The sequence below is a fragment of the Herbaspirillum sp. YR522 genome, from assembly GCF_000282575.1.
In the GTDB taxonomy this organism is placed as follows: domain Bacteria; phylum Pseudomonadota; class Gammaproteobacteria; order Burkholderiales; family Burkholderiaceae_D; genus Herbaspirillum.
Window position 1 is genome coordinate 80,212 of the sequence record NZ_AKJA01000134.1, and the last position, 13,643, is coordinate 93,854.

15 protein-coding genes are annotated in these 13,643 nt (G+C 65.6%); 9 read left to right on the plus strand and 6 right to left on the minus strand.

All coding sequences use genetic code 11. From position 1 onward, the window contains the following. Position 1 precedes the first annotated feature (1 nt). Positions 2 to 421 (plus strand): hypothetical protein, encoded by a 420-nt coding sequence (locus PMI40_RS19390; RefSeq protein ID WP_008118866.1) that lies wholly within the window; start codon positions 2 to 4, stop codon positions 419 to 421. A 164-nt stretch (positions 422 to 585) separates the two neighbouring features. Here PMI40_RS19390 and PMI40_RS19395 read toward each other — a convergent pair whose 3' ends face one another. Then, entirely contained in the window at positions 586 to 1,527 is a 942-nt protein-coding gene (locus PMI40_RS19395) for a LysR substrate-binding domain-containing protein (protein WP_008118868.1), read from the minus strand. Positions 1,528 to 1,719: 192 nt separating this feature from the next. Here PMI40_RS19395 and PMI40_RS19400 point away from each other — a divergent pair, with 192 nt between their 5' ends. The 3 genes from PMI40_RS19400 (at position 1,720) to PMI40_RS19410 (ending at position 5,411) form a co-directional block, all read left to right on the plus strand. Then, positions 1,720 to 3,153, plus strand: a complete 1,434-nt coding sequence (locus tag PMI40_RS19400) for an aldehyde dehydrogenase family protein (RefSeq protein ID WP_008118870.1) — start codon at positions 1,720 to 1,722, stop codon at positions 3,151 to 3,153. Positions 3,154 to 3,166: 13 nt separating this feature from the next. After that, entirely contained in the window at positions 3,167 to 3,925 is a 759-nt protein-coding gene (locus tag PMI40_RS19405; protein WP_008118872.1) for an SDR family oxidoreductase, read from the plus strand. 178 nt (positions 3,926 to 4,103) lie between these two features. Next, the gene (locus PMI40_RS19410) at positions 4,104 to 5,411 is read left to right on the plus strand and encodes an MFS transporter (protein WP_008118875.1); all 1,308 of its coding nucleotides are present in this window, start codon (positions 4,104 to 4,106) and stop codon (positions 5,409 to 5,411) included. On the opposite strand, the gene PMI40_RS19415 is transcribed toward PMI40_RS19410, so the two are convergent. The 5 genes from PMI40_RS19415 to PMI40_RS19435 form a co-directional block, all read right to left on the minus strand. Then, positions 5,401 to 5,712, minus strand: a complete 312-nt coding sequence (locus PMI40_RS19415; protein ID WP_008118877.1) for a hypothetical protein — start codon at positions 5,710 to 5,712, stop codon at positions 5,401 to 5,403. The genes PMI40_RS19410 and PMI40_RS19415 overlap by 11 nt on opposite strands. Positions 5,713 to 5,808: 96 nt before the next feature. Next, on the minus strand, positions 5,809 to 6,522 hold the full coding sequence (locus PMI40_RS19420; protein ID WP_008118879.1) for an ABC transporter ATP-binding protein: 714 nt from the start codon (positions 6,520 to 6,522) through the stop codon (positions 5,809 to 5,811). Further along, positions 6,512 to 7,273 carry an ABC transporter ATP-binding protein gene (locus PMI40_RS19425; protein ID WP_008118881.1) on the minus strand — a complete coding sequence of 254 codons (762 nt, stop codon included), beginning with the start codon at positions 7,271 to 7,273 and terminating at the stop codon, positions 6,512 to 6,514. The genes PMI40_RS19420 and PMI40_RS19425 overlap by 11 nt, the downstream gene beginning before the upstream one ends. Continuing rightward, positions 7,266 to 8,531: a branched-chain amino acid ABC transporter permease gene (locus PMI40_RS19430; protein WP_008118883.1), complete on the minus strand. Its 1,266-nt coding sequence runs from the start codon at positions 8,529 to 8,531 to the stop codon at positions 7,266 to 7,268. Before PMI40_RS19430 ends, PMI40_RS19425 begins: the two co-directional genes overlap by 8 nt. A gap of 4 nt (positions 8,532 to 8,535) precedes the next feature. Beyond that, positions 8,536 to 9,483 carry a branched-chain amino acid ABC transporter permease gene (locus PMI40_RS19435; RefSeq protein ID WP_008118885.1) on the minus strand — a complete coding sequence of 316 codons (948 nt, stop codon included), beginning with the start codon at positions 9,481 to 9,483 and terminating at the stop codon, positions 8,536 to 8,538. A 114-nt stretch (positions 9,484 to 9,597) separates the two neighbouring features. On the opposite strand from PMI40_RS19435, the gene PMI40_RS19440 reads away from it, so the two are divergent. The 5 genes from PMI40_RS19440 to PMI40_RS19460 all read left to right on the plus strand — a co-directional run bounded on the left by PMI40_RS19440 (position 9,598) and on the right by PMI40_RS19460 (position 13,405). Next, positions 9,598 to 11,091, plus strand: a complete 1,494-nt coding sequence (locus PMI40_RS19440) for a YdiU family protein (RefSeq protein ID WP_008118887.1) — start codon at positions 9,598 to 9,600, stop codon at positions 11,089 to 11,091. A 97-nt stretch (positions 11,092 to 11,188) separates the two neighbouring features. Further along, entirely contained in the window at positions 11,189 to 11,584 is a 396-nt protein-coding gene (gene msrB, locus PMI40_RS19445; protein WP_008118889.1) for a peptide-methionine (R)-S-oxide reductase MsrB, read from the plus strand. A 44-nt stretch (positions 11,585 to 11,628) separates the two neighbouring features. After that, a complete protein-coding gene (locus PMI40_RS19450) occupies positions 11,629 to 12,249 on the plus strand; it encodes a septation protein A (protein WP_008118891.1) in 621 nt (206 codons plus the stop codon). Next, complete coding sequence (locus tag PMI40_RS19455) at positions 12,246 to 12,545, plus strand: BolA family transcriptional regulator (RefSeq protein WP_008118892.1); 300 nt, start codon at positions 12,246 to 12,248, stop codon at positions 12,543 to 12,545. Before PMI40_RS19450 ends, PMI40_RS19455 begins: the two co-directional genes overlap by 4 nt. Positions 12,546 to 12,628: 83 nt before the next feature. After that, positions 12,629 to 13,405: a peptidylprolyl isomerase gene (locus PMI40_RS19460; RefSeq protein WP_008118895.1), complete on the plus strand. Its 777-nt coding sequence runs from the start codon at positions 12,629 to 12,631 to the stop codon at positions 13,403 to 13,405. The last annotated feature ends 238 nt before the right edge of the window (positions 13,406 to 13,643 follow it).

Consider the following 13,643-nt stretch of genomic DNA (forward strand, 5'->3'; position numbering starts at 1 on the left):
CATGCCAAGCAACGTCATCATCAAGCACACCATCCTGGCGCTGGCCAGCTGCGCCGCACTGGGCACGGCCGCCATGTCGCAGGCGCAACAGCCGGGCCCGCCACCGGGCCATGAACAGCGCCACGGCGGTGACCACGCTGCGCAGCAACGCTACGACTTCCGCGATGCCGACCGCGACCAGCTGCGTCGCCACTACGATGGCGATCTCAAGCGCGTCGACCGCGATCACCGTCCGGACTTCCACGCCGGCCAGCCAGTGCCGAGCGCCTATCGGGGCAAGATCAAGCCGCTGCCGCAAAATGTGCGGCGCGACCTGCCACCGCCGCCGCGCGGCTATCAGATGGGCTACTACGGGGGCTATGCGGTCGTGTACGACCCGGTCAGCTTCACCATTCTGCAGGTAATGGATATCTTGCGGTAGGCGCATCGCGCCATCCCGGTGAGCGCCGGGATCCCTTGCTGCCTGCTGCCTGCTGCCTGCTGCCTGCAGCCGTCCGGCAGGCGGCGGGCTTATTGATGTTGCATCACGCTGCGAATACCTGTTGCAGCCTCTCCAGTGTGTCGCATACCGTCTGTCACCAGGTTTCACTCCCGCCCCAACACCTCCGTATGCCCCCACTTGCCCGAGCGGCATAGTTCATCGGTGACGTCGAGCACCAGTTGCTCCACCGCGGCGGCGGCCGTGGTCAAGGGGATGTTCTTGGACGCACACAGCACCAGGGTGCGCGAAATGCGTTGCCCGGCGATGCTGTGGGCCACCATCTCGCCGCGCTCGAATTCGGCCAGCAAGGGTGCCACCGGCAGGATGGTGGCGCCGATATCGGCCAGGATGGCGGACTTCAGGATCGCCACCGAATTGATCTCGATCACGTGTTCCAGGCTCATGCCGTTGGCCCGCACCAGGTTCTCGATGCGCGGGCGCACGCCATGTGCCAGGCCGGGCAGGATCAGTGGCGCCTGGATCGCGCGCGCCAGCGTCACCCCGCGCTTGCCGGTCGCGCCATATTGCGACTTGGCGCGCGTGATGTAGAGCATTTCTTCCTCGATCATGGGCGTGGCGGCGAAGGACGACAGCTGGCCATCGTCGAACAGCACCGCCAGGTTGATGCGACCGGACTTGAGCTGGGTAACCAGGTTGCCGGTCAGCTCCTCGGTCAGCTGCAGCGTGATCTCGGGGTAGGTCGAGCGCACCGCGTTGAGCAAGGGCAGCGCCAGCGCGTTGGACACGCTTTGCGGGATGCCCAGCGCCACCGTGCCCGACGGTTTGTCGGTCGACTGCGCCACCGCCTGGCGGGCGTCCTGCACCTGCTTGAGAATGGCCAGCGCATGCTCGTAGAACAGTTTGCCCGGGTCGGTGGCGATCACCCCTTGCGCCGAACGGTGCAGCAGCTGCGCCGCCAGTTCATCCTCGAGTTGGCGGATCTGCTGGGTCAGTGCCGGTTGCGCGATGTGCAGCACCCGTGCCGCGCGCGACAGCGATCCATGGTCGACGATGGCGACGAAATACCGCAGTTGACGCAATTCCATGTCACACCTGTGTCCGTTTGAATAACCCGCATGCTACCCGCCCCCCGGGCCGGCGGTAAATAGATTCAATTGACAGCGCCCCTGCCCTGCCCTAGATTGAACCCACTTCGCCCTGCCAAGACAGGGCAAGCACAACAATGACAAACGAGACCGCGCCGAGCGCCGCCGTGCCCACTATAGGACGCCGCCCCCATGAAACTGCATTTCATCGATAACCGCTGGGTCGCGCCCGCCGGCGTCGACAGCATTGCCGTCGTCGACCCATCCGACGGCCAGGTATTCGAGCACATCGCCCGTGGCAACGCCGACGACGTGGCGCGCGCCGTCGGCGCCGCGCGCCGCGCCTATGAAGGCGCCTGGAGCAAGCTGTCGGCTGCCGAACGCGGCAGGCTGCTGCTCAACCTATCGGCCAGCCTGCAGGCGCACCAGGAAGAACTGGCCCAGATCGAGGCGCGCGACTGCGGCAAGCCGTTGAAGCAGGCCCGCGCCGATGCCGCCGCCATCGCGCGCTACTTCGAGTTCTATGGCGGTGCCGCCGACAAACTGCACGGCGACACCATTCCCTACCAGGCCGGCTACACGGTGCTGACGCTGCGCGAACCGCACGGCGTGACGGCCCACATCGTGCCCTGGAACTACCCGATGCAAATCTTCGGGCGCTGTGTCGGCGGTGCCCTGGCCGCCGGCAATACCTGCGTGGTCAAGCCGGCCGAGGACGCCTGCCTGTCATTGCTGCGGGTGGCCGAGCTGGCCGCCGAGGCGGGCTTGCCCGACGGTGTGCTCAATATCGTCACCGGCCTGGGCCATGAGGCCGGCGACCTGCTGGTGCGCCATCCGGATGTGGACCACGTGTCGTTCACCGGCTCGCCCGCCATCGGCCGGGTGGTGGTGCAAGCCGCGGCCGAACACCATACGCCGGTGACGCTGGAGTTGGGTGGCAAGTCGCCCCAGGTGGTGTTCGACGACGCCGACCTGGACGCGTTGCTGCCGGTGGCGGTCAACGCCATCGTGCAGAACGCCGGCCAGACCTGCTCGGCCGGCAGCCGGCTGCTGGTGCAGCGGGGCGTCTACGAGCAGGTGCTGCAACGGCTGGGCGGGCTGTTCGCCGGCCTGCGGGTGGGATCGGCGCAGATGGACCTGGACTGCGGCCCGCTGATTCGTCGTTCCCAGCAAGACCGGGTGGCGTCGTTCCTGGCCGCGGCGCGCGAGGACCGCATTGCCGTGGTGGCGCAGGGCAGCATCGCCAGCGGCGCGCCGGCGGGCGGTTTCTACCAGGTACCGACGCTGTTGCGCGATGTCCCGCCACGGCACCGCCTGGCGCAGGAAGAAGTCTTCGGCCCGGTGCTGGCGGCAATGCCCTTCGAGGACGAAGCGCATGCCGTGGCGTTGGCCAACGGCACCGACTACGGGCTGGTGGCCAGCGTCTGGACCGGCGACGGTGCGCGCCAGATGCGGCTGGCACGCGCGCTGCGCTGCGGCCAGGTATTCATCAACAACTATGGCGCCGGCGGCGGCGTCGAATTGCCCTTCGGCGGCGTCAAGGCCAGTGGCCATGGCCGCGAGAAAGGCTTCGAGGCACTGTACGGCTTTACCGTGCTCAAGACGATTGCGATTCGTCATGACTGAAAAAGGAGACATCATGCGTCTGAAGGACAAGGTGGCGGTGGTTACCGGTGGCGGTTCGGGCTTTGGCGAAGGCATCGCCAAGGCCTATGCCGGGCAGGGAGCGTCGGTCATCGTGGCCGACATCAGCCAAGCCGGCGGCCAGCGGGTGGCGGACCAGATCGTCGAGGCCGGCGGCCGCGCGCGTTTCGTGCGGGCCGACGTGTCGCGACGGGCCGACATGGATGGCCTGCTGGCCGCGGCGCTGGCGCATTTCGGCGCCATGCACATCATGGTCAACAACGCCGGCACCACCCACCGCAACCGGCCCATGCTGGAAGTCGACGAGGCCGAGTTCGACCGCATCTTCGCCATCAACGTCAAGAGCATCTACCTGTCGGCGCAGGTGTTCGTGCCGCATTTTCGCCGGGTCGGTGGCGGTGCCTTCATCAATATCGCCTCCACCGCCGGCATCCGCCCCCGACCTGGCCTGACCTGGTACAACAGCAGCAAGGGCGCGGTGATCACCATGAGCAAGTCGATGGCCGGCGAACTGGGGCCGGACAGGATCCGGGTCAACTGCGTCAACCCGGTGATCTCGGCTACCGGCCTGCTGGCCGAATTCATGGGCGTGCCCGATACCCCCGAGAACCGCCAGAAGTTCGTCGCCACCATCCCCATGGGACGCTTCTCGACGCCGCAGGACATTGCCAATGCCTGCCTCTACCTGGGCTCGGATGAAGCCGAGTTCGTCACCGGCGTGTGCATCGAAGTCGACGGCGGACGCTGCGTCTGAGACCGGATTGACAAGCCGGATGTCGGCAATACAATGCAACGGGCTCGAACACAAACGATAAAGTCATAGACTCGCCTAACAAAATCATAAAACGCGATCACGGCGCAGGCACCATCGCAGCTCTTTTGCAGCGGCGCCTGCGCTGCGCCATCCCGATGCGTCAACCAAGGAGTGAGACATGAGCAAGCAACCCGGCCCGGCATCGCCGCCAGCCAATTCGCCGTTCGCGGACGCCACCTACGCCAAGGTCACCTGGCGCCTGCTGCCGCTGCTTTTCCTGTGCTACGTGGCGTCCTACCTGGACCGCGTCAATGTCGGCTTTGCCAAGTTGCAGATGCTGTCGGACCTGAAGTTCAGCGAAACCGTCTACGGACTGGGCGCGGGCATCTTCTTCATCGGCTATTTCATCTTCGAGGTGCCCAGCAACATGATCCTGCACAAGGTCGGTGCGCGCCTTTGGATCGCCCGCATCATGATCACCTGGGGCATCATCTCGGGCGCGATGGCCTATGTCACCACGCCGCAGATGTTCTACATCATGCGCTTCCTGCTGGGGGTGGCCGAGGCCGGTTTCTTCCCCGGCGTGATCCTGTACCTGACCTATTGGTATCCGGCCGAGCGGCGCGGCAAGATCACCGCCCTGTTCATGACCGGCATCGCCCTGTCGGGCGTGATCGGCGGTCCGCTGTCGGGTTGGATCATGCATGCCATGCCCGGCGTCTGGGGCCATTCGGGTTGGCAATGGATGTTCATCATCGAGGCCATCCCGTCGTTGGTGCTGGGCGTGCTGGTGATCGTCTACATGAAGGACCGCATCCGCGATGCGCACTGGCTCAGCGAAGAAGAAAAGCAGTTGCTCGAATCGAACATCGCCCACGAAGAGAGCCAGAAGCAACACCTGTCGGTAGCAGCGGTGTTTGCCAATGGCCGCGTCTGGCTCGGCGCGCTGATCTATTTCTGCTTCGTCATGGGGCTGTATGGCGTGAGCTTCTGGCTGCCGACCATCATCAAGACCACCGGCGTCACCGACCCGCTCAACATCGGCCTGTTGACGGCCATTCCCTACGCCTTTGCGGCAGCGGCCATGGTGTTGATCGGTCGCAGCGCCGACGCTCGCCGCGAGCGGCGCTGGCACGTGGCCATCCCGGCCGTGGTCGGTTGCATCGGGCTGCTGGCCTCGACCGTGTACGACCACAATACGCTGCTGGCGATGGCTTCGCTGACGGTGGCCTGCATCGGCATCCTCACCACCCTGCCCTTGTTCTGGAGCCTGCCTACCGCGTTCCTGTCGGGCACCGCGGCGGCGGCGGGAATCGCCCTGATCAATTCGCTGGGCAACCTGGCCGGCTTCGTCAGCCCCTACCTGGTGGGCTGGCTCAAGGACGCGACCCAGAGCACCAACACCGGCATGTACGTGCTGGCCGCGTCGCTGGTCATCGGTGCCCTGCTCACGCTGAGCTTGCCGGCCAGGCTGGTCAATCGCTGAAGCGCATCTGGCTTGACGCCTGTGGCGCCATCAGTTGCTGCATCGCCGCGCGCACCGCCTCGCCATAGGCCAGCTCGGGATGCAGCAGTTGCTGGTGCGCGACGAGGCGGTCGACCTCGGCCCGTTCGCCATGGCACAGCTCGGTCATGCGGGTGATCAGCTCGAGGTAGCCGTCGGGGTCCAGCAATGGTGCGCGCTCGCGCGCGTCGAGTTCAAGGTGACGCGCCACATGGCGCAGCCACAGGCGGTCCAGCCCACAGACCAGCGACACCCAGGCGGCAATAAAAAGAAGAAACGACATGACAGGCGGCTCCGCGATCAGGCAACAAGCCGCCAGTGTAGGCAAGCCAGGCGAAAGCCTGCATCGAACAGTGTCGAGAGTACGCTGCTGCTTGCGCTACAGCGCCAGCCAGTCACGCTGCACGACCAGGTCGGACTGCAGCTGGGCGGCGATGCCTTCGAACACCATCTGGCCCCGGCCCATCACATACAGGCGCTGCGCCAGTTCCAGCGCAATCGACTGTTTCTGCTCGATCAGCAGGATCGCCACGCCGCGCTGCTGCATCTGCCGCAACAACAACGCCACCTGTTCGACCATCTGCGGCGCCAGGCCTTCGGTGGGCTCGTCGACCAGCAGCAGCGACGGGTTGCCCATGGCCGCGCGGGCCAGCGCCAGCATCTGCTGTTCGCCGCCCGACAGGGCGCCTGCGGCCACGCTGCGTCGCCGCAGCAGCGCCGGAAAGATCGCAAACAACTGCTCGAAGCGCCAGCCGTCGGGTCGCTGGCGGCCCGGCTTCTGGCCCAGCAGCAGGTTCTGCTCGACCGTCAGGGTCGGAAATACGTCCCGGCTTTCCGGCACGTAGGCGATGCCCATGCGGGCAATCTCGAACCCCGGCAAGCGCTGCAGGTCACGTCCGTCGAAGCGGGCCGTTCCCGACCAGCGCACCTGTCCCACCAGCGCCTTGAGCAGCGTAGAACGGCCGGCGCCGTTGCGGCCCAGCACGGCCACGATCTCGCCGGGGTCGACCCGCAGGTCGACCCCGTGCAGCACATGGCTGGCGTCGTACCAGGCATGCAAGCCGGCCACCGATAGCAAGGGTTCAGGCGCCATGCACGCTCCGGTTCAGGTACAACTGCTGCACCCGGGCATTGGCCCGAATGCCGGCGGCGCTGTCGCAGGCGATCACGCGACCGTTATCCATCACCGCGATGCGCTCGGCCAGGTCGAACACCACCTGCATGTCGTGCTCCACCATCAGCAGCGTCTTGCCGGCGCTGACCTCGCGGATCAGGGCCACCATGGCCATGCTTTCGGCACGGTTCATGCCGGCGGTGGGCTCGTCGAGCAAGATCACCGAGGCGTCGCCGGCGATGGTCACGGCCAGCTCCAGCGTGCGCTGGTGCGCGTAGCTCAACGCCGCGGCCGGCACCTGGGCATGCTGCGCCAAGCCCACCCGCTCGAGCACGGCGCGGGCGCGCCGGGCCAGCTCGGGCAAGCGCCCCAGCCGGCGCCAGAAGGCATAGCGATAGCCGAGCTGCCACAGCAGCGCGCAACGTACGTTGTCCAATGCCGACAAGCGGGGAAACAGGCTCGATAGCTGGAAGCTGCGCGCCAGTCCCAGCCGGTTGATGGCCTGCGGCGAAGCCCGCGTGATGTCCTGGCCATGCAGCAGGATGCGCCCGGCATCGCTGCGCTGGCGTCCGCTGACCAGGTTGAACAGGGTCGACTTGCCGGCGCCGTTGGGGCCGATCAGGGCGCAGCGCTGGCCGGCATCGACCTGCAACTCGGCACCGTCGATGATGAGGCTGCGACCGAAGCACTTGCGCACGCCCTGCACCAGCAGGGCCGGTGATTCACTCATGGACGCTCCCCTCGAACGCTTCGACCCGGGTCCATGCGGCGCGCCATGCGGCACGCCACGCCAGGCGCCCGCGCGCCAGCAGCGCTACGCCACCGGCCAGCAGCAGCAAGGCCAGCAGCCATACGCCGCCCCCGTGCAGGTCGATCGCCATGCCCGCCAGCGTCAGCGCCGCCTGGTCGTCGCCCAGCAGGTTGCCCAGGCTCAGGCGGTACAGCGCCTCCACGCCCAGCACCAGCCCGGCCAGCGCTACGCCGCCGGCCAGCGCCTGCAACAGGCAACGGCGCGCCAGCGCCGGTGCCAGGGCCCCGGCCCGCAGCAGGCGCAGCAGGTGGTCCAGCACCTGGGCCAATCCGCCCGGCAGCCATAGCACCACGGCGATGAACAGCAGGCCGAGGTAGAACTGCCAGGCTGGCGTATAGGCCGACAGCAGCGATGAGAACAGTACGCCGACGATGGCGCCGATGATCGGCCCGTAGAAATAGGCGGCGCCGCCGATGAAGGTAAACAGCAAGATGGCCCCGGAGCGCGCCGCCCCCACGTACTCGCCGGTGACGATCTCGAAATTGATCGCCGCCAGGCCACCGGCGACGCCGGCAAAGAAGGCCGAGAGGATCAGCGCCAGGTAGCGTACCCGCTGCGGGTCGTAGCCGATGAAGGCGGCCCGTTCGGGGTTGTCGCGCACCGCATTGAGCATCAGTCCCAGCGGCGTCGCCTTGAACGCCCGGATCGTCACGGCGCACAGCAACAGCCAGCCGGCGATCAGGTAATAGACTTCGATCTGCGGACCATAGCTCACGCCCAGTACGGCCTGGCCCATGACGCGATTGCCGGAGATGCCGCCCTCGCCGCCGAACAGGTCCGGACACATCGACACCGCCGCCGACACCAGCTCGACCAGGCCCAGGGTGATCATCGAAAACGTCGTGCCGGCGCGGCGGGTGGTCAAATAACCGAGCAGCACGCCACACAGCGCGCCCACCAGGCCACCGGCCAACGGCAGCAGCGTCACCGGAAAATCGATCGCGCCGCTGCCGGCCAGGTTCATCAGGTGGATCACCCCGAACGCGCCCAGCCCCGAATAGACCGCGTGCCCGAACGAGAGCATGCCGCCCTCGCCCAACAGCAGGTTCATCGACAGGCATAGCAGGATCATGGTCCCCATCTGCGACAGCAGCGACAAGGCGCCGCCTTGCGGAAACACCAGTGGCGCCAGCGCCAGCACGGCCGCGCACCACAAGAGCCTTGGCATCGGTTTCATCGGCTCATCCTTCGCGCCGGCCCAGCAGCCCCTTGGGGCGGACCACCAGCATCACCACCAATAACAGGTAGGGCAACATCGGTGCCACCCGGGCCAGGCTCAGGTGCCACAGCGGCGCCAGCGCCGCGCTGCCGGGCGCGGGCAGGCCCAGCGCGGCCAGCAGCCCACCCAGCGATTGATCGACGGCCACCGCGAAGGTCTGCAGCAAGCCAATCGCTAGCGAGACGACGAAGGCACCGCTGAGCGAACCCAGGCCGCCCACCACCACCACCACGAAGATGATGCTGCCCACCGACGCCGCCATGCCGGGCTCGGTGACGAAGGCATTGCCGCCGATCACCCCGGCCAGCGCCGCCAGCGCGCAGCCGCCGCCAAATACCATCATGAATACCCGGGGCACGTTGTGTCCCAACGCCTCGGCCATCTGCGGATGCGTCAGCGCCGCCTGTATGGTCAGGCCGACGCGGGTATGGCGCAGCAGCAGCCAGATCGCCACCAGCATCAGCGTGGCCACCAGCAGCATGAAGCCGCGATAGACCGGGAAGGAGGTCGTATAGAGCACGAACAGGGTGCCGTCGAGCTCGGGCGGGATACGATAGGGCACCGGCGAGCGGCCCCAGACCAGTTGCACCAGTTCCACCACCAGGTACGACAGGCCAAAGGTAAACAGCAGCTCCGGCACGTGGCCGTAGCGATGCACGCGGCGCAGGCCATAGTGCTCGATGGCGGCGCCGGCCAGGCCCACCAGCAGCGGCGCCAGCAGCAAGGCCGGCCAGAAACCCAGCACCCCGGCGATCGAGTAGGCCACATACGCACCCAGCATGTAGAAGCTGGCATGCGCGAAATTGGGCACGCCCATCATGCTGTAGATCAGGGTCAGTCCGGACGACAGCATGAACAGCAGGAACCCGTAGGCCAGGCCGTTCAAGAAAGTGATGAGTGCGAATTCCATGTGCCCTGCGGGCGCCTCGGGGTGGCCAAAAGTAGCGCGATGCTATGGGATTCGCGCTTCTCTGTCAAAATGCCAGCCTTGCAAGCCGCGCCAGCGGCACCAGATACAGTCACCATGACCACACCAGACACCCCCGCAACGGTCGCCCTGCCCCTGGCGTTCGACAACCGCTTCGCGGCCTTGCCGCCAGCATTCCATACGCATCTGCAGCCCACGCCCATCCCTGCGCCCTACCTGGTCGGTTTCAGCGATGACGCCGCCGCCGGCATCGGCTTGCCGCGCGCGGCGCTGGACGATCCGGCGGTGCTGGACGTGTTTTCCGGCAACCGCGTCGCCGCCGGCTCGCGCCCCCTGGCGGCGGTCTATTCGGGCCACCAGTTCGGCGTCTGGGCCGGGCAGCTCGGCGATGGCCGCGCCATCACGCTGGGCGACGTGGCCGCCGCCGATGGCACCGGGCGCATCGAGCTGCAATTGAAGGGCTCCGGCAAGACGCCCTATTCGCGCGGCGGCGACGGCCGCGCCGTGTTGCGCTCGTCGATCCGCGAATTCCTCTGCTCGGAGGCCATGGCCGCGCTCGGCATCCCCACCACCCGGGCGCTGATGGTGACCGGCTCTGACCTGCGCGTCATGCGCGAGAGCGTCGAGACCGCTGCCGTGGTCACGCGCGCGGCGCCCAGCTTCATCCGCTTCGGTTCGTTCGAGCACTGGTACTACAACCAGCGCCATGACGAGCTCAAGGTGCTGGCCGACACCGTACTGGCGCAGTTCTATCCGGCGTTATTGCAGCAAGGCAATCCCTACCAGGCGCTGCTGGCCGAGGTGACCCGCCGCACCGCGCACCTGATGGCGCAATGGCAAGCGGTGGGGTTCATGCATGGCGTGATGAATACCGACAACATGTCGATCCTGGGCTTGACGCTGGACTACGGTCCGTTCGGCTTCATGGAGGCATTCGACAGTCGCCACATCTGCAACCATACCGACCAGCAGGGCCGTTATTCGTACGCCATGCAGCCCCGCATCGGCCAGTGGAACTGCTTTGCGCTGGGCCAGGCGCTGCTGCCGCTGATCGGCACGGTCGAGGCGACCGAAGCCGCGCTGGCCGGCTTCGAGGCCAGCTACGACCAACGCCATGGCGAGCTGATGCGGGCCAAGCTGGGCCTGGCCACCATGCGCGCCGAGGACGAGGCCCTGATCGATGCGCTGTTTGCCATCCTGCAGGCCAATCACGTCGATTTCACCTTGTTCTTCCGCCGGCTGGGCCATTTGCAGATCGACAACATCGGCGGCGACGAAGCGCTGCGCGACCTGGTGATCGATCGCCCGGCATTCGATGCCTGGGCCACCCGATACCGCGAGCGGCTGCGGGCCGAGCAGAGCGAGGATGGGGCCCGACAGCTTGCAATGAATGCGGTCAACCCCAAGTACGTGCTGCGCAATTACCTGGCCCAGACTGCCATCGAACGGGCCGCCCACCGCGATTTCTCGGAAGTGGCCCGGCTGCAGGCGATCCTGCGCCGGCCCTTCGACGAGCAACCCGAGCACCAGCGCTACGCCGAGCTGCCTCCCGACTGGGCCGCCGGGCTGGAAGTGAGTTGCTCGTCATAAGCCGTGGCGCAACCGTTTCGATGAAAAGCTTTACACTGGGCACAGCGCCTGGCGTCCCCCGGGGCTGCCCCGACGAACCGAAGAAAAGGAGTTATCGATGACCGACCGCGTAGTCAAGACCGAAGCGCAATGGCGCGAGCAGCTGGAGCCCCTCGAATACCAGGTGGCCCGTGAAGCGGCCACCGAGCGTGCCTTCACCGGCCGCTACTGGGACCACCATGAAGCCGGCACCTATACCTGTGTCTGCTGCGGCACTCCATTGTTCAGGTCGGACGCCAAGTTCGACTCGGGCTGCGGCTGGCCGAGTTACTTCGAGCCGATCGATGCGGCCAATGTCAGTGAAAAAGTTGACCGCAGTTATGGCATGATTCGCACCGAGATCATTTGCAACGTCTGCGACGCCCACCTGGGCCACGTCTTTCCCGATGGCCCGCCACCGACCGGACTGCGCTACTGCATCAATTCGGCGTCGCTGCGCTTCGACCCGGCCTGAGATGATCGCCTGATTCGACAACCCGTTACCGAAGAAGCCTGCCAATGAAGTTCCTGTTCGACCTGTTTCCCGTCATCCTTTTCTTTGGCGTCTTCAAATGGGCCGAGGGCCACCCGCAAGCCGCCCAGGAGATGGTGATGCACTACCTGGGCGGCGCCATGTCGAGCGGCGTGGTGACGGCCGCGCAGGCGCCGATCCTGCTGTCGACGGCAGTGGCCATCGTGGCCTCGCTGGGCCAGATCGCCTGGCTGCTGGTGCGCCGTCGCAAGGTCGACGCCATGCTGTGGGTGTCGCTTGCCATCATCGTCGTGTTCGGCGGCGCCACCATCTATTTCCGCGACGACACATTCATCAAGTGGAAGCCGACCATCCTCTACTGGTGCTTCGGCATTGCGCTGCTGGTGTCGCAGCTGGTGCTCAAGAAGAACCTGATCCGCGTCATGATGGAAAAGCAGGTCAGCCTGCCCGACCACGTCTGGCCGCGCCTGAGCCTGGCCTGGATGGCGTTCTTTGGCGCCATGGGCCTGCTCAACCTGTATGTGGCCTTCAACTATCCGCTCGACACCTGGGTCAATTTCAAGATGTTCGGCAGCATGGGCCTGATGTTCGTGTTCATCATCGGCCAGAGCCTGTTCCTGTCGAAATACATGAAGGACGCCGAATGAGCGCCGCCGACAACCGGGTCGAACGCATCAGCCAACGACTGGCGGCAACTTTCTCGCCCAGCCAATGTCTGGTGCAAGACGAGTCGGCGCTGCACGCAGGTCATGCAGGGGCGGCATCAGGTGGCGGGCACTATCGGCTCCGTCTTGTTTCCACCGTGTTCGAAGGTAAAAATCGTTTGATGCGTCACCGGCTGGTGTATGATTGCCTGTCCGACCTGATGCAGCAGGAGATCCACGCGCTGGCCATCGTGGCACTCTCGCCGTCGGAAGCGACCAACGAAACACCTGCGAACTGAAACCAAGAATAAAGACAGACGCCTGCCTCCTGTTTTTCATCTCCCATTTTGATTCACTCCCCCTTATTTTCTAGGATTCAATAATGACATTTAAACCCGCTCGTCTGCTGGTCCTGCTGTTTGCCATGGCTTCCCTGCCGGCGCTCGCCCAAAACCTGGCCGTGGTCAACGGCAAGTCGATCCCGTCGTCGCGCGCCGACCTGATGGTCAAGCAGATGACGGCACAAGGCCAGCCGGATACCCCGCAGCTGCGCGGTGCCGTCAAGGAAGAGCTGATCAATCGCGAAATCCTGATGCAGGAAGCCGACAAGCAGGGCCTGTCCAACAGCCAGGACGTGAAGAACCAGCTGGAACTGGCGCGCCAGTCGATCGTCATCCGCGCGCTGATCGCCGACTACCTGAAGAAGAGCCCGGTGTCGGACGCCGACATCAAGGCTGAATACGACAACTTCAAGGCACAGGCCGGCGACAAGGAATACCACGCCCGCCACATCCTGGTCGACAAGGAAGAAGATGCCAAGGCGATTATCGCCAAGCTGAAGGCTGGCACCAAGTTCGAAGACCTGGCCAAGCAATCCAAGGACACCGGTTCGGCTGCCAATGGCGGCGATCTGGACTGGGCGACCCCTGCTTCGTTCGTCAAGCCGTTCTCGGACGCCATGGTTGGCCTGAAGAAGGGTGAATTCACCCAGACTCCGGTGCAGACCCAGTTCGGCTACCACGTGATCAAGCTGGAAGACGTGCGCGCCGCCAAGGTCCCGACCCTGGACGAAGTCAAGCCGCAAATCGCCGAAGCACTGCAACAGAAGAAGCTGCAGGCGTATCAGGAAGAACTGCGCAAGAAGGCCAAGGTGCAGTAATTGCACCGGCGCCGGTGCGAACCGGTGCCGTGCCAGGCAACACCGCATACCCGGCCCGGGTTTCCCGGCCGGGTATCTTGCATTTGGGGCTGGTTTTTCAGCGACAATCCATTCCCAGTTCGGACTGAGCTGCCTTGGCAGCGTATCGAAGGCGCTCATGCCGGTGCGCCGGTGCGGCTTCGATACGGTCCTGCGGACCTACTCAGTCCGAACGGACTTGGGTGACCGAAAAAACCAT

Bases quoted from the DNA above. Each gene is read 5' to 3' on its own strand.
- msrB (WP_008118889.1), top strand. From the start codon at position 11,189: ATGACCGACCGCGTAGTCAAGACCGAAGCGCAATGGCGCGAGCAGCTG.
- PMI40_RS19440 (WP_008118887.1), top strand. From the start codon at position 9,598: ATGACCACACCAGACACCCCCGCAACGGTCGCCCTGCCCCTGGCGTTC.
- PMI40_RS19430 (WP_008118883.1), bottom strand. From the start codon at position 8,531: ATGAAACCGATGCCAAGGCTCTTGTGGTGCGCGGCCGTGCTGGCGCTG.
- PMI40_RS19400 (WP_008118870.1), top strand. From the start codon at position 1,720: ATGAAACTGCATTTCATCGATAACCGCTGGGTCGCGCCCGCCGGCGTC.
- PMI40_RS19420 (WP_008118879.1), bottom strand. From the start codon at position 6,522: ATGGCGCCTGAACCCTTGCTATCGGTGGCCGGCTTGCATGCCTGGTAC.
- PMI40_RS19450 (WP_008118891.1), top strand. From the start codon at position 11,629: ATGAAGTTCCTGTTCGACCTGTTTCCCGTCATCCTTTTCTTTGGCGTC.
- PMI40_RS19390 (WP_008118866.1), top strand. From the start codon at position 2: ATGCCAAGCAACGTCATCATCAAGCACACCATCCTGGCGCTGGCCAGC.
- PMI40_RS19455 (WP_008118892.1), top strand. From the start codon at position 12,246: ATGAGCGCCGCCGACAACCGGGTCGAACGCATCAGCCAACGACTGGCG.
- PMI40_RS19435 (WP_008118885.1), bottom strand. From the start codon at position 9,483: ATGGAATTCGCACTCATCACTTTCTTGAACGGCCTGGCCTACGGGTTC.
- PMI40_RS19395 (WP_008118868.1), bottom strand. From the start codon at position 1,527: ATGGAATTGCGTCAACTGCGGTATTTCGTCGCCATCGTCGACCATGGA.
- PMI40_RS19425 (WP_008118881.1), bottom strand. From the start codon at position 7,273: ATGAGTGAATCACCGGCCCTGCTGGTGCAGGGCGTGCGCAAGTGCTTC.
- PMI40_RS19410 (WP_008118875.1), top strand. From the start codon at position 4,104: ATGAGCAAGCAACCCGGCCCGGCATCGCCGCCAGCCAATTCGCCGTTC.
- PMI40_RS19460 (WP_008118895.1), top strand. From the start codon at position 12,629: ATGACATTTAAACCCGCTCGTCTGCTGGTCCTGCTGTTTGCCATGGCT.
- PMI40_RS19405 (WP_008118872.1), top strand. From the start codon at position 3,167: ATGCGTCTGAAGGACAAGGTGGCGGTGGTTACCGGTGGCGGTTCGGGC.
- PMI40_RS19415 (WP_008118877.1), bottom strand. From the start codon at position 5,712: ATGTCGTTTCTTCTTTTTATTGCCGCCTGGGTGTCGCTGGTCTGTGGG.